Source organism: Oxalobacteraceae bacterium OTU3CAMAD1, assembly GCA_024123915.1.
Classification (GTDB): Bacteria; Pseudomonadota; Gammaproteobacteria; order Burkholderiales; family Burkholderiaceae_D; genus Rugamonas.
This window is the reverse complement of sequence record CP099650.1, coordinates 6,833,105-6,855,406: the sequence shown is the minus strand read 5'-3', so window position 1 is coordinate 6,855,406 and position 22,302 is coordinate 6,833,105. Positions and strand designations below refer to the sequence as shown.

Here is a 22,302-nt window from a genome sequence, read left to right as displayed (position 1 = left end):
TGAGGAAGGCAAGGGAAGATGGCAAACATTCTGGTAGTGGACGATGAGATGGGTATCCGCGAGTTGCTCTCGGAAATCTTGAGCGACGAGGGACACGCAATACAGCTGGCCGAGAACGCCCAGCAGGCACGCGAAGCGCGCGCCGGCGGCGCGCCGGATCTGGTGCTGCTCGATATCTGGATGCCGGATACCGACGGCGTCACCTTGCTCAAGGAATGGCAGCGCGATGGCTTGCTGACCATGCCCGTGATCATGATGTCCGGCCATGCGACTATCGATACGGCAGTCGAGGCCACGCGCATCGGCGCGCTCAATTTCCTGGAGAAACCGATCGCGCTGCAAAAGCTGCTCAAGGCGGTTCAGCAGGGCTTGACGCGGGCGCAGGAAACCGTGCGCGCGCCGGTGCTGGCGCCACGTCCGGCGGCGGTCCAGCAGGAGGAGGCGCCCAGCGTCGGCTTCAACCCGCCCAACCCTGCGGCCGCGATCGCGGTGCGCGGCGGCGCCACCATCGCCGGCGCCGACAACCATATGTTCAACCTGTCGTTCGACCTGCCGCTGCGCGAGGCGCGCGACGCCTTCGAGCGCATGTACTTCGAGCACCACCTGGGCCGCGAAGGCGGCAGCATGACACGCGTGGCCGAGAAGACCGGCCTCGAGCGCACCCACCTGTACCGCAAGCTCAAGCAGCTGGGCGTGGAGCCGGGCAAGCTGGCCAAAAAAAACCTCTGACGCCGTGAGTGGTGTTGGGGTAGCCGGCGCCGCCGTCCGGGCGCCGGTGCCGACCTGGCTGGTGACCGGCGACCGCGCCGGTACGCGCGAAGCGGCCATCGCCGCGCGCCTGGCCTTCGACGGCGGCATGGAATTGCCCACTGTTATTATTCTGGAAGGTCTGTCGGACGGCGGTTCGGCGCTCGCCTTCGATCCCGCCGACGCTCCCGTCGATGTTGCTCCTGTTCCAAAAGTGTTGCGAATTGCCCCTGGCTGTCTCCATTGCAGCGGGAATCTCGTTTTGCGGGTAACATTGAACCGTGTGCTGCGTCATCCACCGGCGCGGCTCTACATTAGTCTGGCCACTGCTGAACACCTCGAACTGCTGCGTGCATGGCTGTCCGAGCCCCCGTACGGCGACTTGCTAGATTTGCAATCCGACATCGCGGCCTAAGCCCTGCCTGCAGATCGGGTCCTGTTCTTTAGACTTGAATCGTCCACTTTAAGCCCCATGTGGGTAGTGAAGTGAAACCGAGCAGTGTTTCGCCCCTGGAGAAAGGAAGCAAAATGAACCTCATCTATAACAGCGAGCAATACAGCGTTGTCGAATTCGGCGCCGATCGTAGTCTGGATGCATTGCGCTTTGGCGGCTATGAAATCGTCGACAAAGGCGGCAAGCGGGAGATTTTTATCAACGGCATCCTGGCACAGAATTTCCGCCGCGACGTCAACGAACTGATCGCCGGCGAGCCGACCATGGCCGAGATTGATGAATTTTTGGGCAGTTATGACGAACTCATGAGCCATCCGGTGCTGTTGCACTGACGACTTGAGCCGTTTAACCGCTGGATTGAATCGACAGGGCGGGTTACCTTAGGGTAATCCGCCCTGTTGGCGTTTGGGGCTGTTATATTGTCTGTCGCAATTGTCAGTCGCAAATTAATCGAAGAGAAAAGAAATAATGTGTCAGCTACTCGGCATGAACTGCAATGTCCCGACCGACATCGTGTTCAGTTTTACCGGCTTCGCCATGCGCGGCGGCCATACCGACACCCACCATGACGGTTGGGGCATCGCCTTCTTCGAAGGCGCCGGCGTGCGCCACTTCGTCGATCACCAGGCGGCTATCGCTTCCCCGATCGCCGAGCTGATCAAGCGCTATCCGATCAAATCCACCAATGTCATCGCGCATATCCGCAAGGCCACGCAGGGCCAGGTCGCGCTGGAGAACTGCCACCCGTTCGTGCGCGAGCTGTGGGGGCAGTACTGGGTCTTCGCCCATAACGGCGACCTCAAGGAATTCCATCCGCTGCTGAACGGCGCCTTCCGGCCGGTCGGCAACACCGACAGCGAGCGCGCGTTTTGCTATATTTTGCAGCAGTTGCGCGCCCGTTTCGGCGAACAGCGGCCCGCGCTGGCGGAATTGCGCGCCGCCCTGGGCGCGCTGGTCGACGAGATCGCCGCCCATGGCACCTTCAACATGCTGCTGTCGTCCGGCGGCGAACTGTTCGCCCATTGCTCGACCAATTTGTTCTATCTGGTGCGCAAATATCCGTTCGACACCGCCAAGCTGTCCGACGAAGATGTCAGCGTCGATTTCTCCCAGGTGACCACGCCCAACGACAGGGTGGCGATTATCGTTACCCAACCGCTAACGACCAATGAAAAATGGACAGCTTTTGCCAGTGGCGAACTGAAGCTTTTTATCGACGGTGTGCCACAAGCGATTGATTAAACGCTAAATTCTCAAGACAGCCGGGGTCATTACTGTCAAAATCTTAGTACAGCGAAATATTCGCTCCCTGACAAGAATGGCAGAAGCAATGATCGATCTCTCCCAACATGACGCCGGCCCGCGCAATCTGCGCGTGCGCGAATTCTATCTGGGACGCCAGCCCATCCTCGACCGCAACCAGAACCTGTTCGGTTACGAATTGCTTTTCCGTAATGCTCCGGTGGGGCCGGCCCATATCACCACCGAGCTCTCGGCGACAGCGGCGGTGATCGCCCACGCCTCGCAGCTGGGCATGGAAAGGACCGTCGGCGACGCGCTCGGCTTTGTCAATGTCGACGCCGATGTCGTCATGACCGACATTTTCTCCTTCCTGCCGCGCGAAAAAATGGTGCTGGAGGTGTGCGCCAGCGAGCCGGCCACGCCGCAACTACTGGCGCGCGTGGAGGAGCTGGCCGGCCAGGGCTTCCGCTTCGCGCTGGCCGATGTCAGCGGCGAGAACGACGCCGTCGTCGCGCTGCTGCCGTGGATCGAATACGTCAAAATGGACATGCGCAGCACGCCGCTGTCGACCTTGATGAAGCTGGCACCGCGCTTCCGCCAGCAGAAAAAGAAGCTGGTGGCGGAGAAGGTCGAAACCCGCGATGAATTCAAAAACGCGCTGGACCTGGAGTTCGATTATTTCCAGGGCTATTACTTCTCGCGTCCGGTGATCATGAGCGGCAAGAAGCTGTCGCCGTCGCAGCTGGCGGTGATGGAGTTGATGACCCTGGTCACGTCGGACGCCGACAATATCGATATCGAGCGCGCGATCAAGCGCGACGTCTCGCTGGCGCTTAATCTGCTGCGGCTGGTGAACACGCCAGCGGTGGGCGCGCGCCAGCGCATCGATTCCTTGAGCCAGGCGGTGACCCTGCTGGGCCGGCGCCAGTTGCAGCGCTGGCTGCAGATCATGCTATATGCCGAGCCGAGCAAGCGCGGCCACAGCATGACGCCATTGCTGATGCTGGCGACCACGCGCGGGCGCCTGCTGGAACTGTTGGCCGGCAAGCTGCGGCCGAGCCAGCGGCACGTGGCCGACATCGCCTTCACGGTCGGCATCATGTCGCTGATGGACACGTTGTTCGGCATGCCGATGGCGGAGATCCTGGCGCAGATTCCGGTGAATGATGACGTTTCGAAAGCGCTGCTGTACCGCGATGGTTTCTACGGCGACCTGCTCAAGCTGGCCGAATGCATCGAGCGCATCGAGGAGATGGACGAGCACATCGTGCCGGCGCTGCGCAATCTGGCGATGTCCACCGACGAGCTGGTGGAGCTGGAGCTGGCCGCGTTCGAGTGGAGCGATAACGTGGTGCGGTACGCGCTGTAATGGTGGCGGTCACGCTCTGCCGTGACTTCCCAATCACCCCGGAACCACGTAGGGCGGATTAGCGCAGCGTAATCCGCCAATGCATGCTCCATCGGCGGCGCATGCATGGCCGATTACGGCGTGCCGCCTAATCCGCCCTACGTGTCCCCACGTGGGCTCATGGTTCTTAAGACAGGTTCGGCGCCAGCCAGCGCTCCAGCTCGGCCTTGTCGACCTTGCGGCGCGCGGCCATGTCGGCCAGTTGGTCTTCGCCGATTTTGCCGACCACGAAGTACTTCGATTCCGGATGCGCGAAGTAGAAGCCGGAGACGGCCGCGCCCGGATACATGGCGAACGATTCGGTCAGCTCCATGCCGATCTCACCGGCCTGCATGGTCTTGAACATGTCGCGCTTGACCGTGTGCTCCGGGCAGGCCGGGTAGCCCGGCGCCGGACGGATGCCGGCGTATTTCTCGGCGATCATGTCGTCGTTGCTCAGCGATTCGGCGGCGGCGTAGCCCCACAGGTCCTTGCGCACGCGCTCGTGCAGGTATTCGGCGAAGGCTTCGGCCAGACGGTCGGCCAGCGATTTGAGCATGATCGACGAGTAGTCGTCGTGCGCGTCCTCGAAGCGCTTTTCGTACTTTTCGATCCCCAGGCCCGCCGTGACGGCGAACATGCCGATGTAATCCTTCACGCCCGATTCCTTGGTGGCGATGAAGTCGGACAGGCACTGGTTCGGCCGCTGCACGCCGTCGATCACCGGCTTGACGCCCTGCTGGCGCAGGCCGTAATACGTGAAGTCGACGGTTGTACGCGTGTCGTCGGTGTAGATCTCGATGTCGTCGTCGTTGACCGTGTTCGCCGGCAGCAGCGAGATGACGCCGTTCGCGGTCAGCCAGCGGCCGTCGATGACTTTCTTGAGCAGCGCCTGGCCTTCCTCGAACACCTTGCTTGCCGCTTCGCCCACCACTTCATCGGTCAGGATGGCGGGGAACGGACCGGCCAGGTCCCAGGTCTGGAAGAACGGGCCCCAGTCGATGTAGCGGGCGATGGTGGCCAGGTCGACGTTCTTGAATTCGCGGCGGCCGATGAACTTCGGCTTGACCGGCGCGCTGGCGCCGTCGAAGGCGAGCTTCATCTTGTTGGCGCGCGCGTCCTTCAGCGACAGCATCGGCAGCGCCTTCTTGTTGGCGTGCTGCTCGCGGATGCGCACGTAGTCCGATGCGATGTCGTCGATGTACTGCTGGCGGCTCTCCGGCGTCAGCAGCGACTGCGCCACCGACACCGAACGCGAGGCGTCCGGCACGTACACCACCGGGCCCTCGTAGTTGTGGGCGATCTTGACGGCCGTGTGGGCGCGGCTGGTGGTGGCGCCGCCGATCAGCAGCGGGATCTTGAGCATGCGGAAATGCTCGTCGCGCTGCATCTCTTTCGCCACGTAGGCCATCTCCTCGAGCGACGGCGTGATCAGGCCGGACAGGCCGATGATGTCGGCGTTTTCCAGCTTGGCGCGCGCCAGGATCTCGGAGCAGGGCACCATCACGCCCATGTTCACCACTTCGAAGTTATTACATTGCAGGACCACCGAGACGATGTTCTTGCCGATGTCGTGGACGTCGCCCTTGACGGTGGCGATGACGATCTTGCCCTTCGGTTTGGCGACGATGCCGGTGCGTTTTTCCTCGGCCAGCTTTTCCTCTTCGATGTACGGAATCAGGTGGGCCACGGCCTGCTTCATCACGCGCGCCGACTTGACCACCTGCGGCAGGAACATCTTGCCCTGTCCGAACAGGTCGCCGACGATGTTCATGCCGTCCATCAGCGGGCCTTCGATCACGTGGATCGGACGGCCGTTGGCGGCCAATACCTGCTGGCGCATCTCCTCGGTGTCGTCGGTGATGAACTGGGTGATGCCGTGCACCAGCGCGTGCGCCAGGCGCTTTTCGACCGGGGCGTTGCGCCATTCGAGGTTCTGCGCGTCCTGCTTGCCGGCGCCGGCCTTCAGGGTGCCGGCGATGTCGATCATGCGCTCGGTGGCGTCGTCGCGGCGGTTCAGCACCACGTCCTCGACGCGTTCGCGCAGTTCGGCCGGCAGGTCGTCGTAGACGCCGACCATGCCGGCGTTGACGATACCCATCGTCATGCCGGCCTTGATGGCGTGGTACAGGAACACGGTGTGGATCGCCTCGCGCGCCGGGTCGTTGCCGCGGAAGGAGAACGAGACGTTGGAGACGCCGCCCGAGATCTTCGCGTGCGGCAGGTTCTCCTTGATCCAGCGGGTGGCGTTGATGAAGTCCACCGCGTAGTTGTTGTGCTCTTCGATGCCGGTGGCGATGGCGAAGATGTTCGGGTCGAAGATGATGTCTTCCGGCGGGAAGCCGACGGTGTTGACCAGCAGCATGTAGGCGCGTTCGCAGATTTCGGTCTTGCGTTCGAAGGTGTCGGCCTGGCCCTTTTCGTCGAAGGCCATGACGATGACGGCGGCGCCATAGCTCAGGCACAAGCGCGCCTGGCGGATGAACTCCTCCTCGCCTTCCTTCATCGAGATCGAGTTGACGATCGATTTGCCCTGCACGCATTTGAGGCCGGCCTCGATCACCGACCACTTCGACGAGTCGATCATGATCGGCACGCGCGAGATGTCCGGTTCCGAGGCGATCAGGTTCAGGAAGCGCGTCATGGCCGCCTGCGAATCGAGCATCGCTTCGTCCATGTTGATGTCGATGACCTGGGCGCCGTTTTCCACCTGCTGGCGGGCCACCGACAGCGCCTCGTCGTACTGCTCGTTCAGGATCATGCGCGCGAACGCCTTCGAGCCGGTGACGTTGGTGCGCTCGCCGACGTTGACGAACAGCGAGCTCTCGTCGATGGTGAACGGTTCGAGGCCCGACAGGCGCTGCGCCACCGGCACGTCCGGCACCGCGCGCGGCGTGGTGGTGGCGAGCATCTCGCCGATGGCCTTGATGTGGTCCGGCGTGGTGCCGCAGCAGCCGCCGGCGATGTTGACGAAGCCGGCGTCGGCGAACTCGCGCAGCAGCGCCGAGGTGTCGGCCGGCAGTTCGTCGAAGCCGGTATCGCTCATCGGGTTGGGCAGGCCGGCGTTCGGGTAGATGCAGACAAAGGTGTCGGCGATCTGCGACAGCTCCTGCGCGTAGGGGCGCATCAGTGCCGCGCCGAGCGCGCAATTGAGGCCGATCGTCAGCGGCTTGGCGTGGCGCACCGAGTTCCAGAAGGCCGGCACGGTCTGGCCGGACAGGATGCGGCCCGACGCGTCGGTGACGGTGCCCGAGATCATCAGCGGCAGGCGCGGCACACCAGGGTTCTCGGCATAGAATTTATCGATCGCGAACAGCGCGGCCTTGCAGTTCAGGGTGTCGAAGATGGTTTCGACCAGCAGCACATCGACGCCGCCTTCGACCAGCGCCTTGGTTTGCTGGTGGTAGGCATCGACCAGCTGGTCGAAGGTGATGTTGCGCGCGGCCGGGTCGTTGACGTCCGGCGAGATCGACGCGGTTTTCGGCGTCGGCCCGAGCGCGCCGGCGACGAAGCGCGGCTTGTCGGCGCTGCTGTACTTGTCGCAAGCGGCGCGCGCCAGCTTGGCCGCCTGCAGGTTCATCTCGTAGGCCAGGTGGGCCATGTGATAGTCGTCCTGCGCGATCGTGGTGGCGCCGAAGGTGTTGGTTTCGATCAGGTCCGCGCCGGCGGCCAGGTAGCGCTCGTGGATCTCCTGGATCACGTGCGGCTGCGTCAACGTCAGCAGTTCGTTGTTACCCTTGACGAACAACTCGCGCGCGCCGCTGTCGGCGGGGGCGGCGAAGTCGATGAAGCGTCCCGTCGGGCCGCCACGGTAGGCGGTCTCGTCCAGTTTGTACTGTTGAATGATCGTGCCCATCGCGCCATCGAGGATCATGATGCGGCGCGCCAGGATTTCGCGCAGTTGGGCATCGGTCTTGGACATGACGGTATGGGACACGGAGTTATTCATTTATTACTTTCTTTGATCGGAGGGCGCGGCGGACGAGAGCGGTCGCCGGTCTAAAATTATACGGCATCCCTGAATAAGCTTCAGGCCACCGCTGCATCTCAGCAACAGAAATTCGGTTGACAAGGTTTATCGATCCCTAAATACTGTACACATCGGTTCGCTTTTGAACTTTTGTCTCTGCGGACAGGGGGAAGCATTTATACTTCCCGTTCGTAAATTAAAGGAATTCTGATGTCCATCTCCTTCGCATTTCGTTGCATCGCCGCCGCCGGCGCATTGACCCTGGCGCTGGGCGCCAACGCCGAGAGTTTCGCTTCCTCGGCCTCCAGCGCCGGTTCCGCGTCGAGCGGCAGCGTTTCCGATTCCCTGTCCGGTTCCAGCGACAGCTCCAAGGGCGACCGCAAGGTGGCCGATGGCGATTACCGCATCATCCAGATCGCGCAAACGCCGGACCGCGCGGGCCGCACCCGCCTGACCCTGCAGGCCGACAATCCGGACGATCGCATCGTGCTGGACATGCCGCAGACGACCTTCGAGCAGCAGCAACTGGCCGCCGGCGACAAGATGTACGCGCAAAACCGCGTCTACGGCATCGAGTTCGGTCGCGGCGACACGCGCCAGCCGTTCTATCTGGTGCTGGCCGACGAGTGGTACAGCGAACTGGCTTCGCGTCCGGTCACTCTTTAAATCGTTGTGAAGATCGTGCGCGCGCTGGCGCCGCTGCTGCTGGCGTGCGCCGTTTTAGGTGTGGCCTGCGCGTCCGGCGCGGCGCATGCCGGCGCTTCCGGCACGTCCAACGCGTCGCGCTTTTGCGACCGCGCGCAGCCGCTGACGGCGGCCGAGCAGGATCGCCTGCTGCGCTTCGCCGGCGTGCTGCGCGAGGAATTGGCGGGCGGCGGCGACAGCGTGGCGCTGGTCAGCCGCTCCGGCCTGGATTTGTCGCGCTTCGGCATCCGCTATTCGCATGCGTCGCTGGCGTGGCGCTCGGAGGAGGGCGTGTGGTCGGCGCGCCAGTTGTACTACGCCTGCGATGAGAGCCGGCCGCGTATTTTCGATCAGGGCCTGGCCGGTTTCGCCATGGGCACCGACGATCCCAAAGTGGGCTACCTGAGCATCGTGCGGCTGCCGCCGGAATCGGTGTTGGCCTTGCGTCCTGCCTTGCTGGACCGGCCGCGCGTGCAGAGCATGTTGGCCGCGCAATACAGCGCCAATGCCTACGCTTACGGCACGCGCTATCAGAACTGTAATCAGTGGGTGATGGAGATGCTGGCAGCCGGCTGGGGCGACCTGCCCGACGGCGGCGATCTGCGCGAGCGCGCGCAGGATTGGCTGCGCGGACAGGGGTATGCGCCGCAGCCGGTCGATGTGAAGTCACGGTTGCTGATGCTGGCGTCGTACTTCGTGCCGCTGGTGCACTTGAGCGATCATCCGCAGCAGGATGTGGCGGAGATGAAGCTGCGGGTCAGCCTGCCGTCGACGATAGAGACCTTTGTGCGGGCGCGCTTCCCCGCCAGCGAGCGTGTAGAGCTTTGCCATGATGATCGGCAGATCGTCGTCCGGCGCGGCTGGACGCCGATCGCCGATGGCTGCAAGCCGGAAGAGGGCGATCGCGTGGTGCGGTTGGACTAGGTCTTAGCGTCGCGCTGTGCGTGGGCGAGGGCGTCGTCTAGCCGGTCGTTCCCCCAGAACATCGCGTCCCCGACCATGAAGGTCGGGGCGCCGAAGATGTGCAGCGCCTTGGCTTGTTCGGTGCGGGCGCGCAGGCGGGCTTTGTTGTCGTCGGTTTGCGCGTCGCGCAGGATGGCGTCGGCGTCCTGGCCGAGGGCCGACAGGATGTCAGCGATGCAGTCGGCGCTGGCGATGTCGCGGTCGTCGGCGAAATTGGCCAGCATGACGCGTTCGCAAAAGTCCGACATCCATGGCTGGTTTTCGCTTAGGATGCCGACGCGCGCGGCGAGCATCGAGTTGCGCGGGAAGTCGGTTGGTTGGCGCCACGGCAGGCCGTACTTGGCGCATTGGCGCGGCATGTCCTGCCAGACGTAGGCGCCTTTGTCTTTCTGGAGGACGAAGGGCGAGTTGTTCCAGCCCGCGTCCTTGAAGATGGGACCGAGCAGGAAGGGGCGCCACACCACGCCGCCGGGGGCGAGCCGGCGGATGCGCATCACGCTCAGGTAGCTGTAATTGCTGGCGAAGTCGAACCAGAATTCGATGGGCATGGCATGGCTCCTTCGTTAAATCACGTAGGGCGGATTAGCGTAGCGTAATCGGCCATGGTTGCGCCGTCGGCGGCGCAAAGATGGCCGATTACGGCGTTCCGCCTAATCCGCCCTACGTGTCTCCGAGGTATTTCGGCGTTACAGGACCGTTACCAGCTTTTCGCGTGGACGGCGTACTTTCTTCAGGCCTTCCAGCCAGTCGCCTTCGGGTTCCCGGTAGCCGAGCGGCAGGATCACGACGCTGCGCAGGTTGCGCTCCTTGAGCGACAGGATATCGTCGACGGCTTCCGGGCTGAAGCCTTCCATCGGCGTGCTGTCGACGCCCTCGAACGCGGCGGCGACCAGCGCCACGCCCAGCGCGATGTACGTCTGGCGGGCGGCCGATTCGTAGTTGCCCTGCTGGCCGCGCGCGGCGACGATGCCTTTCAATTTGGCGCGGTAGGCTTCCCAACCTTCGTTGACGGTGCCGCGCTGCTCGTTGGTCAGGTCGAACATCATGTCGATGCGCGCTTCGGTGATGTCGTCCCAGGCCGCGAACACCAGCAGGTGCGATGCTTCGGTCACCGGCGACTGGCCCCAGGCCACTTCACGGATCTTGGCGCGCAGCTCCGGGTTTTCAACGACGAACACCTCGAACGGCTGCAGGCCGCTGGAGGTCGGCGCCAGGCGCACCGCTTCCAGGATGCGCTCGAGCTTCTCGGCATCCACTTTCTTGGCGGGATTGTATTTTTTGGTGGCGTAGCGCCAGTGCAGTTTGTCGGTCAAATCGGTCATGCGGGGCTCCTGTCAAAAGTGCTTCCAGGCGCGGCTGGAAGCGGGGAACCATCATAGCGTGCAATCGGAGAGCTTGCTTGAAGCCGCCCAGAACTTACTCGAAAGTAAGGTTCTCCAGCGGGAAACCTTTGATGAACTCGGCGGCCGGCAGGCGCTTGCCGCCCGGTTTTTGCAGTTCCGTCAGGCGCAGCGCGCCGCTGCCGCAGGCGACCACGATGCCGTGCTGCGCGTCGGCCGCGAGCACTTTGCCGGCCGGGCTCTTGCTGTCGGCTTCCACCACTTCGGCGCCCCACAGCTTGACGTTGACGCCGTTGACCGTGGCGTGCGCGCCGGGGAAGGGGTTGAAGGCGCGGATCTTGCGGCCGATCTCGATGGCGGACTGGCTGAAGTCCAGCGCCGCTTCCTCCTTGCTGATCTTGGCGGCGTAGGTGACGCCTTCTTCCGGCTGCGTGACCGCTTCGAGCTGGTTGTGTTCCATCTTGCGCAGCGCCTCGACGATCATCTTGCCGCCGAGCGCGGCCAGTTTGTCGTGCACCATGCCGGTGGTGTCGCCCTCGCCGATGGCGACACGCTCGATCAGCAGCATCGGGCCGGTGTCCAGGCCTTCCTCCATCTCCATGATGGTGATGCCGGTTTCGTCGTCGCCCGCCTCGATGGCGCGGTGGATCGGAGCGGCGCCGCGCCAGCGCGGCAGCAGCGAGCCGTGAATGTTGAGGCAGGGTTTGATGTCGAGCGTGCTGCGCGGCAGGATCAGCCCGTAGGCGGCCACCACCATCACGTCATACGGGGTCGACAGCAGGCGCGCGTGGGCGGCCAGCGCCTCCTCGGCACGCTGCGGGTCCTTGCTGTCGGTGCGCAGCGACAGCGGCTGCAGCACCTCGATGCCGTGCGCGACGGCGTATTGCTTGACGGCCGACGGTTGCAAATGCATGCCGCGACCGGCGGGGCGGTCGGGCTGGGTCAGCACCAGCGGGATTTCGAAGCCGGCCTCGTGCAGGGCTTGCAATGCCACGGCGGCGAACTCCGGGGTGCCGGCGAAGATGACTTTCATGATCAGTACCGGCGGCCCTGCGCGCGCAGTTGCGCTTCGCGCTCGAGGCCACGTTCTTCCTTGATCATCTTGGTCTTGATGCGGTTGCGCTTGAGCGGCGACAGGTACTCGACGAACACCTTGCCCAGCAAGTGGTCCATCTCGTGCTGGATGCAGACGGCCAGCAGGCCATCGGCTTCCACTTCGAACGGCTGGCCCTTGACGTCGAGCGCGCGCACCTTGATTTTCGCGTGGCGTTCGACGCCGTCGTAGACGCCGGGCACCGACAGGCAGCCTTCGTCGTAGACCTGCTTTTCGTCGCTGGCCCAGATGATTTCCGGGTTGATGTAGGTGACCAGGTCGTCCTTGGTCTCGGTGATGTCGATGACCAGCAGTTGCTCGTGCACGTCGACCTGCGAGGCGGCCAGGCCGATGCCGGGCGCGTCGTACATGGTTTCGGCCATGTCGGCGACCAATTTCTCCAAACGCTCGTCGAAGACGGTGACTGGCTTGGCGACCTTGTGCAGGCGCGGATCGGGGTAACGCAGAATATTTAAAATGGCCATGTCTGTACTGTGTTGATAACTATGTGATTGCCTTGATAACGCGCAGTCCTGAAAGACGGTGCCGCGGCGATTTTTTTCCACCAAAAATGCAACAGCCGCGCTGCTTGCCGTAGCGCGGTTTCGCTTGCTAGTTCAGGGTTTTATGGGCAGAATTTGATTCAAATTAGCAACCTTATCCTCTGATAAGGACACTGCTTGCTGTTGTGTGCCGGCGCTGGTTTCTGGCGCATCTACCGGACCTACTAATGAAAAATTTTAGCACAGTCGGCACCCGCTTAGTATGGACGGCGCTATTTTGCGGCGTGGTGGCGGCCCCGGCGGCCGCGCTCACGTGCGAGTTCCGCGCCGACGCCCCCGACCAGCACACGGTGGTCCGGGGCGATACGTTGTGGGATATTTCCGGTAAATTCCTGCAACAGCCGTGGTGCTGGCCCACCGTCTGGGGCATGAACCGCGACGAAATCGCCAATCCGCACTGGATTTATCCGGGCCAGATCATCTGGCTCGACCGCGCGGCGGGGCGCCTGCGCCTGGGCAACAGGCTCGCGGCCAACGGCGGCGTCAACGATCCCGCCGTCCAGCGCCGCTCGCCTGGTGTGCGCGTCGAGGGCTTGGGCAAGGACGCGGTGCCGTCGATACCGGCCGGCGTCATCGAGCCTTTCCTGAGCCAGCCGCTGATCATCGAAAACGACGAGCTCAAGGGTGCGCCGCGCATCATCGCCACGCAGGACGACCATGTGTTCATCGGCAAGGACGACAAGGCCTACGTCCGTGGCGAGCTCAACGGCAATACCTCGTTCCAGGTGTTCCGGCCGGGTAACCCGCTGCGCGACCCGGTGACCAAAGAAGTGATTGGCCACGAGGCCTTCTATTTAGGCACGCTCAAATTGCAGGCCGCCGCGCAGCCCGCCGGCGGCGGCGATGTGCACACCTTCGTTGTCGCCAGCGCCAAGGAGGAAATGGGCAAGGGCGACCAGTTGCGCGCCATTCCGCCGATGCCGATGCAGAACTACGTGCCGCATCCGCCCGAGCAAGCGGTGGAGTCGCGCGTGATGGCCATCTACGGCGGCGTCACGCACGCCGGCCAGAACCAGGTGGTCAGTATTAATCGCGGAAAGCTTGACGGACTCGATGTCGGCGCCGTGCTGCAGCTGTACCATGCGGGAAGAACTGTTCGCGATTCCACCGCGCCGAAAAGCTGGCTGGGGATGCGCGAACAGCAGGTCAGGCTGCCGGACGAGCGAGTGGGCACCCTGTTTATCTTCCGCGTGTTCAAGCATATTTCCTACGGCTTGATCATGCAGGTGACGGCGCCGGTGGAAGTGGGCGACGTCGCCAAGTCGCCGGAGTAACCCCCGCCGTGCAAGCCACGGAAAACCTCACCCCTCCCACGGCGCCCGCGCTAATCGCCTGGTTGCGCCTGGAGCGCACCGAAGGCGTGGGCCTGCTGAGCGCGCACCGGCTGCTCGACAAGCTGGGTTCGCCGCAAGCCATCTTCGACGCCAGCCGCCAGCAATTGCTGGCGCTGGTCAAACCCGACCAGGCCGACGCCCTGCTGCGGCCGCCATCGCCGTCCGAGGCGGACGCCTTGACGGCCCAGGCGGACGCGGTGCTGGCCTGGCGCGAGCAGCCGGGCAACCTTTTCCTGACCCTCGACCATCCCGATTATCCAGCGCAGCTGCGCGAGATCGCCGCCGCGCCGTTGATGCTGTACGTCAAGGGGCGCGCCGAGCTGCTGACGCGCAGGTCGCTGGCGGTGGTCGGGTCGCGCAACGCCAGCGTCCAGGGCATGCTCAACGCCGAGCGCATGGCGCACGCGCTGTCGGACGCGGGATTGACCATCGTCTCCGGCCTGGCGCTGGGCATCGACGCGGCCGCGCATGCGGGCGGCCTGTGCGGCGAAGGCGGCACCCTGGCCGTGATCGGCACCGGCGCCGACCGCATCTATCCCGCCAGCAATGGCAACCTCGCGCGCCGGATCGCCGACGAGGGGTGTATCGTCAGCGAGTACCCGCTCGGCACACCGCCGTTGCGCGACAATTTTCCGCGCCGCAACCGCATCATCAGCGGCCTGGTGTGTGGAGTGCTGGTGGTGGAGGCGGCCGCCAAGTCCGGCTCGCTGATCACGGCGCGGCTGGCCATCTCCCAGGGGCGCGACGTGTACGCCATGCCGGGGTCGGTCCACGCGGCGCTGGCCAAGGGGTGCCACCGCTTGATACGCGAGGGCGCCAAGCTGGTCGAGACGGCCGCCGACGTGCTGGAGGATATGCAAATGGCAACCGACGGCATGGCCGGCGCCCGGCCCGCGATCGACGACAGCTTCGTCGACCGGGTGCTCGACGCGATCGGCGAGCATCCGGCCCGCGCCGACACCCTGGCCGTCATGCTGGGCCAGTCCGCCGCCGAGCTGCAGGGGCAGTTGCTGGCGCTGGAATTGGCCGGTTTGCTGGAGCGTTTGCCGGGCGGAATGTTTCAACGGTTGCGTTCGTGAGCGGATGACAATGGCAAACTGATAGGCAAGCTGTGCGGTACTTGTGTCCGATCTGTTTTAGCTGATAGAGTAGAGCCATGTTCGACATCCTTGTTTATCTCTACGAGACTTATTACCGTCCCGATGCTTGCCCCGAACCGGCTGCGTTGGCCAAGAAGCTGTCGGCTGTTGGTTTTGACGATGTCGAGATTTCCGAGGCATTGGTCTGGCTCAACGACCTGACCGCCATGGCCGGCGTCGAGCAGTCGTTGACGGCCGCCTCGACCGGCACCCGCTTCTACGTCGAGGAAGAGCAGGACGTGCTGGGCACCGCCGCGATCGGCTTCATCCAGTTCCTCGAATCGGCCAAGGTCTTGTCTCCGCTGCAACGTGAAATCGTTGTCGAGCGGGCGCTGGCGCTCGAAGAGGCGCCGGTCACCCTGGGCAAGCTCAAGGTCATCGTGCTGATGTTGCTCTGGAGCCAAGGCAAGGAACCGGACGCGCTGATGTTCGACGACCTGTTCGGCTCGGACGAAGACCAGGCGCCGCGCCTGCTGCACTAATAAGAACAGCCGGCGTGCCCGCCGGTGACCGTTCTCCGTTCCAAAAAGCAACACATTTGCCTCATCTTAGCCGCATACTCGCGCTATGGCACTGCGCGGTTTGCTTGCAGTCCTGCCGACAACCCGCTTATCATTTGCGCTTTGACAAGACTGTCACACACCGGCCTTGCCATCGGCGGCGCAAAAGTGCAGACTGCGGCGCGATCCATGTATGATGCGCATGCTGTACCCACCCCAAGTGTTAAAAAACGAGATACGAAATATGACGAAAACCCTCATCATCGCCGAGAAGCCTTCTGTCGCGAACGACATCGCGAAGACGCTTGGCGGCTTCACCAAGCACGATGAGTACTTTGAATCCGACGAGTACGTGCTGTCCTCCGCCGTCGGCCACCTGCTGGAAATCGCCGTGCCCGAAGAGCACGACGTCAAACGCGGCAAATGGAGCTTCGCGCACCTGCCGATGATCCCGCCGTACTTCGCGCTCAATCCGATCGCCAAGACCGAGGCGCGCCTCAAGGTGCTGAACAAGCTGATCAAGCGTAAAGACGTCACCACCCTCATCAACGCATGTGACGCGGGCCGCGAAGGGGAACTGATCTTCCGTTTGATCGCCCAGAACGCCAAGGCCAAGCAACCGGTCAAGCGCCTGTGGCTGCAGTCGATGACGCCCGGCGCGATCCGCGAAGGCTTCACCCATCTGCGCACCGACGAGGAAATGCTGCCGCTGGCCGACGCCGCGCGCTGCCGCTCGGAAGCGGACTGGCTGATCGGCATCAACGGCACCCGCGCCATGACCGCGTTCAACTCGAAAGAGGGCGGCTTCTACCTGACCACCGTGGGCCGCGTGCAGACGCCGACCCTGTCGATCGTGGTCGAGCGCGAAGAGAAGATCAAGAAATTCGTCGCCCGCGACTTCTGGGAAGTGCGCGCCGAGTTCGTGTGCGCCGCCGGCGTGTATGAAGGCCGCTGGCTCGACACCAAGTTCAAGAAGGACGAGACCGATCCGGAGAAGCGCGCCGAGCGCCTGTGGAGCAAGGCCGCCGCCGATTCGATCGCCACGGCTTGCCGCGGCAAGCAGGGCATCGTCACCGAGGAAGCCAAACCGACCACGTCGATGGCGCCGGCGCTGTTCGACCTGACCAGCCTGCAGCGCGAAGCCAACTCGCGCTTCGGCTTTTCGGCCAAGAACACCTTGGGCCTGGCCCAGGCGCTGTACGAAAAGCACAAAGTGCTGACCTACCCGCGTACCGATTCGCGCCACCTGCCGGAAGACTACATGCCGACCGTGCAGCAGGCGCTGGAAGTGGTCAAGGAGAATCCGAACTACCACCAGTTCGCCAAGCAGATCCTCGACAAGGGCTGGGTCAAGCCGAACAAGCGCATCTTCGACAACACCAAGATCTCGGATCACTTCGCGATCATCCCGACCACGATCGCGCCGAAAAACCTGTCCGAGCCGGAACAAAAGCTGTACGACCTGGTCACGCGCCGCTTCATGGCCGTGTTCTTCCCGCCCGCCGAGTTCCAGGTCACCACCCGCTACACGGAAGTGTCCGGCCATCAGTTCAAAACTGAAGGCAAGGTCATGACCAACCCGGGCTGGCTGGCGATCTACGGCAAGGAAGCATCGACCGACGACGACAAGGAAGGCAACGCCAACGGCAATCTGGTGCCGGTCGCCAAGGGCGAGAAAGTGCTGACCGACAAGGTCAACGCGAACGGCCTGGTCACCAAGCCGCCAGCGCGCTACACCGAGGCGACGTTGCTGTCAGCCATGGAAGGCGCCGGCAAGCTGGTCGAGGACGACGAGTTGCGCGACGCCATGGCCGGCAAGGGCCTGGGCACGCCGGCGACGCGCGCGGCCACCATCGAGGGCTTGCTGACCGAGCGCTATCTGCTGCGCGAAGGCCGGGAACTGATGCCGACCGCCAAGGCGTCGCAGCTGATGACGTTGCTGCGCGGCCTTGGTGTCAACGAACTGACCGCGCCGGAACTGACCGGCGAGTGGGAATACAAGTTGTCGCAGATGGAAAAGGGCAAGATCTCGCGCGAGGAATTCATGCGCGAAATCGCCCAGATGACGCAGGTCATCGTCAAACGCGCCAAGGAATACAACAACGACACGATCCCCGGCGATTACGCGACGTTGACGACGCCGTGCCCGAACTGCGCCAGCGTGGTTAAAGAGAACTATCGCCGTTTCGCCTGCACCAAGTGCGATTTCTCGATGAGCAAAACGCCGGGCAGCCGCCAGTTTGAAATCGAGGAAGTGGAACAGTTGCTCAAGGAACGCACCATCGGTCCGCTGCAAGGTTTCCGCTCGAAGATGGGACGTCCGTTCGCGGCCATCCTGCGCATCGTGCGCGACGAGGAGATCAAGAACTTCAAGCTGGAGTTCGACTTCGGCCAGAACGACGATTCGGAAGACGCGGAAGCGGTCGACTTCACCGGTCAGACCCCGCTGGGGCCTTGTCCGAAGTGCGCCGGCGGCGTGTACGAAATGGGTCTGGCGTATGTTTGCGAAAACAGCGTCGCCAAGCCGAAGACGTGCGACTTCCGCAGCGGCCGCATCATCTTGCAGCAGGAGATTTTGCCTGAGCAGATGGCCAAGCTGATCAACGAAGGCAAGACCGATCTGCTGCCGGGTTTTGTTTCGCAGCGCACGCGTCGTCCGTTCAAGGCCTTCCTGGTCAAGGGCAAGGACAACAAGATCAGCTTCGAGTTCGAGGAGCGCAAGGCCAAGGCGCCCGCCAAGGGCAAAGCTGCGGCTGACAAAGCGGCAGCGGGAGCGGACGAGGGCGCCGACGGCGCGGCGGCCGAGGCGGCTCCGGCCAAGAAAGCGCCGGCCAAGAAGGCCGCCGCCAAGGCCGCGCCAGCCAAGAAAGCTGCTGCCAAGAAAGCGCCGGCTAAAAAGGCCGCGCCGAAGAAGGCCGCTGCGACCGCCGAGTAAGCTTCGGCTGGCAAGCATAAAAAAGGACCGTCGAAGGCAACTTCGCGGTCCTTTTTTTATCGATGCAGATGCATCATTTTCGAGAAATTCGCTAATTTTCGTGATGAAAACGATGCGATAGCATCGTTTATATTGTCTCGGACTTGATGCGGCATATGGGATACCGTTTGGGCCAGCAGTTCCCTTACTTCAAATCGTCAGTTTCAAAGTACACCGTTCCGGTGATGGCACTGACGGGCACGTGCAGCGCGTCGGCCAGCGCCTGGTCGGACGGCTGCCGGAGCGTGGGCTTGCCCAGCGTGATGCGCATCGTCGGCGCATTGGCGGCGGCCGTGTAGGCGACGATGTGGTCGAAGTCCGGCCGGCTGTCGATTTGCTTGATCAGATAGCGCTGCTTGCCGCCGCCGATCTGCATATAGCTGGCGGTGGCGTTGGCCTTCGCCGCCGGCGACAGCTGGCGGAACATGATCACCTGGTCGACCACGATGGTGGCCGCCGCATATTGCGTCAAGCCGCCGCGCTCGAAATGGCCCTGGACCAGGTCGGCGTTGAACTGGCGCAGCGGCGCGGCCGATGTCGGTGCCAGGCGCGACAGCTCAAATTTTTCCGGCGCGATGGTCCACAGCGCGGTCTTGCCGTCGAGCCGGGCACGCAGCGCAGCGTCGGTCGTTGGATCTGCCACGTGCACCCGCAGGATCACCTGGTGGTCGTGCGGCGCGTGAAACAATGGTAAATGGGACGCGTACAGCCCCTCCTTGCCGCCGAACAGCGCCATGCCGTGTTGTCCATGGGTGGCGTCGGCCGCGTTGGCGGCGGTGGCAGTCAGCGCCAATGCGAAAAGGGCGGTTTTGCACCGCTGAATAAAGGTTGTCATGTCCAACATGGTAAGTGGTCCGGCATCGCCGGTAAAGCCTGCTGAAATTACTTTTTTGACATATTTAACGACCTGTTATCACAATCTTTTATTACAGCAGTAAATTAGTTGCTGTGCTAAACTATTGATTCTTCGGGGCAATTCACTCCTTCCGCCCGATTCGCGGTTCTCAAACTTCGCACCGCTCTAACTTCCAGATATTTTCCCCGACCGGGATTTTGACCATGAAAAATTTAAAAATCGGCACGCGCCTTGCCGCAGGCTTCGGCTTGGTCCTCGCCATGATGACTTTGATGACCGTGATCGGCATCACGCATATGCAAGACGTGGCCGAGGCTACCCGTGACATGATGCAACAGCCTTTGGCCAAGGAACGCATGATCAGCGACTGGTATCGGTTGATCCATACCAGCGTGCGCCGCACGTCGGCGATTTCGAAGAGCTCCGATCCGTCGCTCGGCCCGTTCTTTGCCGAGGAAACGGTCGCCTCCACCGCCGAAGTCAACGGCTTGCAGAAGAAGGTCGAGCCGTTGCTCGAGACCGAACAGGAAAAAACCCTGTTCGAGCAGATGATGGCCAACCGCAAGCGCTACCTGGCGTCGCGCGACACCATCGTCAAGCTGAAGAAGGAAGGCCAGATCGAGCAAGCCGCAGAGGTGCTCGACCAGCGCTTCACGCCGGACGGCAAGGCCTACCTGGCTTCGCTGAGCGGTCTGCTGGACATGCAGCGTAAAAGCATCGACGCCAACGCCGCCGAGATCGAGACGATTTATCAGAACAGCCGCCGTTTCATGATCGTCTTCGGTATGGTGGTGCTGGCGCTGGGCGTCGTTTGCGCCTGGCGTTTGACGCGCGGCATCACCGTGCCGTTGAACCAGGCGGTCGACATCGCCGTGGCCGTGGCCAACAAGGATTTGACATCGACCATCGAAGTCAGCACCACCGACGAGACCGGACGCCTGCTGCAAGCGCTGCGCTCGATGAACGACGGCTTGATCGGCATCGTCAACGACGTGCGCCACGGTACCGAAAGCATTTCGACGGCGTCGAGCGAGATCGCCGCCGGCAATATGGACCTGTCGGCACGCACCGAGGAACAGGCCTCCAGCCTGGAAGAGACGGCCGCGTCGATGGAAGAGTTGACCTCGACCGTCAAGCAGAACTCGGACAACGCCCGCCAGGCCAACCAGCTCGCGGTCAAGGCGTCGGAAGTAGCGCGGCGCGGCGGCACGGAAGTGGCCGACGTGGTCGACACGATGGAAGCGATCAGCGGCTCGGCGCGCAAGATCGTCGACATCATCAGCGTCATCGACGGCATCGCCTTCCAGACCAACATCCTGGCCTTGAACGCGGCGGTGGAAGCGGCGCGCGCGGGCGAGCAAGGGCGTGGCTTCGCGGTGGTCGCCAGCGAAGTGCGCAGCCTGGCGCAGCGCAGCGCCACGGCCGCCAAGGAAATCAAGGCGCTGATCGACGACTCGCTGCAGAAGGTCGACGCCGGCAGCACCCTGGTCACGCAAGCGGGCATGACGATGAGCGACGTGGTCGACAGCATCCAGCGCGTCACCGACATCATGGGCGAGATCAGCTCGGCCAGCCACGAGCAAAGCGCCGGCATCGAGCAGGTCAACCAAGCGGTGATCCAGATGGACCAGGTCACGCAGCAGAACGCCGCGCTGGTGGAGGAGGCCGCAGCCGCCGCCGCATCGCTGAACGATCAGGCCGATGACCTGCGCGCCATCGTCAGCATCTTCAAAGTCGCCGCCTAAAACAGCGGGGTCAGGTTGAGATAGCCCGGGTTTCATGGACATCCAAATAGAGGACAATACGTCCTGAGAGGATATTCATGGAAAAGAAACAGTCACCTTCCAAACGAGAGATCATTCCGACATCGGCGGAGCCGGTGCCGAAGCAGCGGGCCGTGTTTACGGATGAATTCAAGCGCGCTGCGATCTCCCGGCTACATGATGACAAGCAGAGCGCGACGGCCTTGGCGTTGGAGCTTGGTTTGCGTCGTAATCAGCTCTACAAATGGGCCAAGCAGCTCGAAGAGCAGCCATCTGGCGGCCAATTGCGCTCGCCAGGTCGTCCTGCGGTCAGTGAATTGAGCGAGGTCGAGCAACTGCGTCGCCAACTGGCCAAGGCCGAACAGGAGCTGGCCATCCTAAAAAAGTTAGATGCGTACTTAACTCGCCTCAAGAAGTGAAGTACGCCGTCATCGACGAGCATCGAAGCGAGTTTTCAGTCAAAGCGCTGTGTCTGGCGCTCGACGTGGGCCGCAGCGGCTACTACGCCTTCAAGACGGCACCGCCGAGCCTGCGAAGCCGGGAAGATCTGGCCATGCGCCAAGAGATCGTCAAGATCCATATGCGCCACCGCTCGGCACCCGGGATATTGAAAACGTGGCGCCTGCTCAATAGCGCAGGCATCTGTTGTGGAAAACACCGCGTGGCCAGGCTGAGAAAGCTGGAGGGCATACAAACTACCCGCGCCAAGCGTTTTCGCGCCAGCAAGGCGAAAGAACGGGTGCTGCCACCAGCGCCGGACTTGGTCAAGCGCGCCTTTCAGGTCGGCGCTCCGAACCAGGTGTGGGTCGGCGATATGACAGTGCTGCGCACTAAAGAGGGATTCTTGCATCTGGCCGTGGTACTGGACTTGTTCGCACGCCGGGTGGTGGGCTGGTCGACGGACACCAGGCAGGCGGCCACGTTACCGATGGCGGCGTTGTCCATGGCGATGGAACACCGGCGACCTGCGCCCGGGATCATCTTCCACAGCGACCAAGGCTCCGTGTACGGCTGCGCCGACTACCGCAACCTGCTAGCCAAACACGGGGCGCTGCCGAGCATGAGTCGCAAAGGCAATTGTTGGGACAATGCCGTGGCGGAAAGCTTCTTTTCAAACCTGAAAAACGAAACCATGCATAGGCAACTCTTTTCAACGAGAGCCGAGGCCCTGGGCGTGGTTCGCGATTACATCGAGGTGTACTACAATCGGATGCGCTTGCATCAGACCTTGGGCTATCAAACGCCTGCATCCTTTGAAGCGCAGTTTCGTGTGCTTCATTAACTGTCCGCGAA

Annotated in this window: 20 protein-coding genes; 14 read left to right on the top strand and 6 right to left on the bottom strand. The window is 62.8% G+C overall.

Going from position 1 to position 22,302, the window contains the following annotated elements; genetic code table 11:
- Positions 1-18: 18 nt before the first annotated feature.
- From NHH88_29325 to NHH88_29305, 5 genes are all read left to right on the top strand, one after another.
- Positions 19-729: a response regulator gene (locus NHH88_29325; GenBank protein ID USX13703.1), complete on the top strand. Its 711-nt coding sequence runs from the start codon at positions 19-21 to the stop codon at positions 727-729.
- Positions 730-775: 46 nt separating this feature from the next.
- Positions 776-1,162: a GTPase gene (locus NHH88_29320; GenBank protein ID USX13702.1), complete on the top strand. Its 387-nt coding sequence runs from the start codon at positions 776-778 to the stop codon at positions 1,160-1,162.
- A gap of 113 nt (positions 1,163-1,275) precedes the next feature.
- On the top strand, positions 1,276-1,533 hold the full coding sequence (locus NHH88_29315; protein USX17471.1) for a DUF3567 domain-containing protein: 258 nt from the start codon (positions 1,276-1,278) through the stop codon (positions 1,531-1,533).
- 136 nt (positions 1,534-1,669) lie between these two features.
- Positions 1,670-2,443 carry a class II glutamine amidotransferase gene (locus NHH88_29310; GenBank protein ID USX13701.1) on the top strand — a complete coding sequence of 258 codons (774 nt, stop codon included), beginning with the start codon at positions 1,670-1,672 and terminating at the stop codon, positions 2,441-2,443.
- A gap of 88 nt (positions 2,444-2,531) precedes the next feature.
- Positions 2,532-3,812: an HDOD domain-containing protein gene (locus tag NHH88_29305; GenBank protein ID USX13700.1), complete on the top strand. Its 1,281-nt coding sequence runs from the start codon at positions 2,532-2,534 to the stop codon at positions 3,810-3,812.
- Between the two features lie 166 nt (positions 3,813-3,978).
- Here NHH88_29305 and metH read toward each other — a convergent pair whose 3' ends face one another.
- Complete coding sequence (metH, locus tag NHH88_29300) at positions 3,979-7,779, bottom strand: methionine synthase (GenBank protein USX13699.1); 3,801 nt, start codon at positions 7,777-7,779, stop codon at positions 3,979-3,981.
- 231 nt (positions 7,780-8,010) lie between these two features.
- Between metH and NHH88_29295 the strand changes: the two genes are divergently transcribed.
- Together NHH88_29295 and NHH88_29290 are read left to right on the top strand one after the other, a co-directional pair.
- Complete coding sequence (locus tag NHH88_29295; GenBank protein USX13698.1) at positions 8,011-8,466, top strand: hypothetical protein; 456 nt, start codon at positions 8,011-8,013, stop codon at positions 8,464-8,466.
- Between the two features lie 24 nt (positions 8,467-8,490).
- Positions 8,491-9,408 carry a DUF2145 domain-containing protein gene (locus NHH88_29290; GenBank protein USX17470.1) on the top strand — a complete coding sequence of 306 codons (918 nt, stop codon included), beginning with the start codon at positions 8,491-8,493 and terminating at the stop codon, positions 9,406-9,408.
- Here NHH88_29290 and NHH88_29285 read toward each other — a convergent pair.
- The 4 genes from NHH88_29285 to def form a co-directional block, all read right to left on the bottom strand.
- The gene (locus NHH88_29285; GenBank protein USX13697.1) at positions 9,405-9,995 is read right to left on the bottom strand and encodes a 2-hydroxychromene-2-carboxylate isomerase; all 591 of its coding nucleotides are present in this window, start codon (positions 9,993-9,995) and stop codon (positions 9,405-9,407) included. The two genes, NHH88_29290 and NHH88_29285, sit on opposite strands and share 4 nt — an antisense overlap.
- Positions 9,996-10,133: 138 nt before the next feature.
- Positions 10,134-10,769 carry a nitroreductase family protein gene (locus NHH88_29280; GenBank protein USX13696.1) on the bottom strand — a complete coding sequence of 212 codons (636 nt, stop codon included), beginning with the start codon at positions 10,767-10,769 and terminating at the stop codon, positions 10,134-10,136.
- 94 nt (positions 10,770-10,863) lie between these two features.
- Positions 10,864-11,820, bottom strand: coding sequence for a methionyl-tRNA formyltransferase (gene fmt / locus NHH88_29275; protein USX13695.1), 957 nt, complete (start codon positions 11,818-11,820; stop codon positions 10,864-10,866).
- A gap of 2 nt (positions 11,821-11,822) precedes the next feature.
- Entirely contained in the window at positions 11,823-12,365 is a 543-nt protein-coding gene (def, locus tag NHH88_29270) for a peptide deformylase (protein USX13694.1), read from the bottom strand.
- A gap of 245 nt (positions 12,366-12,610) precedes the next feature.
- Here def and NHH88_29265 point away from each other — a divergent pair, with 245 nt between their 5' ends.
- The 4 genes from NHH88_29265 to NHH88_29250 all read left to right on the top strand — a co-directional run bounded on the left by NHH88_29265 (position 12,611) and on the right by NHH88_29250 (position 18,351).
- Positions 12,611-13,717, top strand: coding sequence for a LysM peptidoglycan-binding domain-containing protein (locus NHH88_29265; GenBank protein USX13693.1), 1,107 nt, complete (start codon positions 12,611-12,613; stop codon positions 13,715-13,717).
- A gap of 8 nt (positions 13,718-13,725) precedes the next feature.
- A complete protein-coding gene (dprA, locus tag NHH88_29260) occupies positions 13,726-14,856 on the top strand; it encodes a DNA-processing protein DprA (GenBank protein ID USX13692.1) in 1,131 nt (376 codons plus the stop codon).
- 77 nt (positions 14,857-14,933) lie between these two features.
- The gene (locus NHH88_29255; protein USX13691.1) at positions 14,934-15,398 is read left to right on the top strand and encodes a DUF494 domain-containing protein; all 465 of its coding nucleotides are present in this window, start codon (positions 14,934-14,936) and stop codon (positions 15,396-15,398) included.
- 262 nt (positions 15,399-15,660) lie between these two features.
- On the top strand, positions 15,661-18,351 hold the full coding sequence (locus tag NHH88_29250; protein USX13690.1) for a DNA topoisomerase III: 2,691 nt from the start codon (positions 15,661-15,663) through the stop codon (positions 18,349-18,351).
- A 184-nt stretch (positions 18,352-18,535) separates the two neighbouring features.
- Here the strand turns inward: NHH88_29250 and NHH88_29245 are convergent, their stop codons facing one another.
- The gene (locus NHH88_29245; GenBank protein ID USX13689.1) at positions 18,536-19,225 is read right to left on the bottom strand and encodes a hypothetical protein; all 690 of its coding nucleotides are present in this window, start codon (positions 19,223-19,225) and stop codon (positions 18,536-18,538) included.
- Between the two features lie 218 nt (positions 19,226-19,443).
- On the opposite strand from NHH88_29245, the gene NHH88_29240 reads away from it, so the two are divergent.
- From NHH88_29240 to NHH88_29230, 3 genes are all read left to right on the top strand, one after another.
- Entirely contained in the window at positions 19,444-20,991 is a 1,548-nt protein-coding gene (locus NHH88_29240; GenBank protein ID USX13688.1) for a methyl-accepting chemotaxis protein, read from the top strand.
- A 77-nt stretch (positions 20,992-21,068) separates the two neighbouring features.
- Positions 21,069-21,428, top strand: a complete 360-nt coding sequence (locus NHH88_29235) for a transposase (protein USX13687.1) — start codon at positions 21,069-21,071, stop codon at positions 21,426-21,428.
- Positions 21,425-22,291, top strand: coding sequence for an IS3 family transposase (locus NHH88_29230; protein ID USX13686.1), 867 nt, complete (start codon positions 21,425-21,427; stop codon positions 22,289-22,291). The genes NHH88_29235 and NHH88_29230 overlap by 4 nt, the downstream gene beginning before the upstream one ends.
- The last annotated feature ends 11 nt before the right edge of the window (positions 22,292-22,302 follow it).

What these genes read in the sequence shown, in the direction of transcription:
- NHH88_29295 (USX13698.1), top strand. Translation starts at nt 8,011, where the DNA reads ATGTCCATCTCCTTCGCATTTCGTTGCATCGCCGCCGCCGGCGCATTG.
- NHH88_29280 (USX13696.1), bottom strand. Translation starts at nt 10,769, where the DNA reads ATGACCGATTTGACCGACAAACTGCACTGGCGCTACGCCACCAAAAAA.
- def (USX13694.1), bottom strand. Translation starts at nt 12,365, where the DNA reads ATGGCCATTTTAAATATTCTGCGTTACCCCGATCCGCGCCTGCACAAG.
- NHH88_29245 (USX13689.1), bottom strand. Translation starts at nt 19,225, where the DNA reads ATGACAACCTTTATTCAGCGGTGCAAAACCGCCCTTTTCGCATTGGCG.
- NHH88_29235 (USX13687.1), top strand. Translation starts at nt 21,069, where the DNA reads ATGGAAAAGAAACAGTCACCTTCCAAACGAGAGATCATTCCGACATCG.
- NHH88_29250 (USX13690.1), top strand. Translation starts at nt 15,661, where the DNA reads ATGACGAAAACCCTCATCATCGCCGAGAAGCCTTCTGTCGCGAACGAC.
- NHH88_29315 (USX17471.1), top strand. Translation starts at nt 1,276, where the DNA reads ATGAACCTCATCTATAACAGCGAGCAATACAGCGTTGTCGAATTCGGC.
- NHH88_29285 (USX13697.1), bottom strand. Translation starts at nt 9,995, where the DNA reads ATGCCCATCGAATTCTGGTTCGACTTCGCCAGCAATTACAGCTACCTG.
- NHH88_29255 (USX13691.1), top strand. Translation starts at nt 14,934, where the DNA reads ATGTTCGACATCCTTGTTTATCTCTACGAGACTTATTACCGTCCCGAT.
- fmt (USX13695.1), bottom strand. Translation starts at nt 11,820, where the DNA reads ATGAAAGTCATCTTCGCCGGCACCCCGGAGTTCGCCGCCGTGGCATTG.
- NHH88_29325 (USX13703.1), top strand. Translation starts at nt 19, where the DNA reads ATGGCAAACATTCTGGTAGTGGACGATGAGATGGGTATCCGCGAGTTG.
- NHH88_29310 (USX13701.1), top strand. Translation starts at nt 1,670, where the DNA reads ATGTGTCAGCTACTCGGCATGAACTGCAATGTCCCGACCGACATCGTG.
- metH (USX13699.1), bottom strand. Translation starts at nt 7,779, where the DNA reads ATGAATAACTCCGTGTCCCATACCGTCATGTCCAAGACCGATGCCCAA.
- NHH88_29305 (USX13700.1), top strand. Translation starts at nt 2,532, where the DNA reads ATGATCGATCTCTCCCAACATGACGCCGGCCCGCGCAATCTGCGCGTG.
- NHH88_29265 (USX13693.1), top strand. Translation starts at nt 12,611, where the DNA reads ATGAAAAATTTTAGCACAGTCGGCACCCGCTTAGTATGGACGGCGCTA.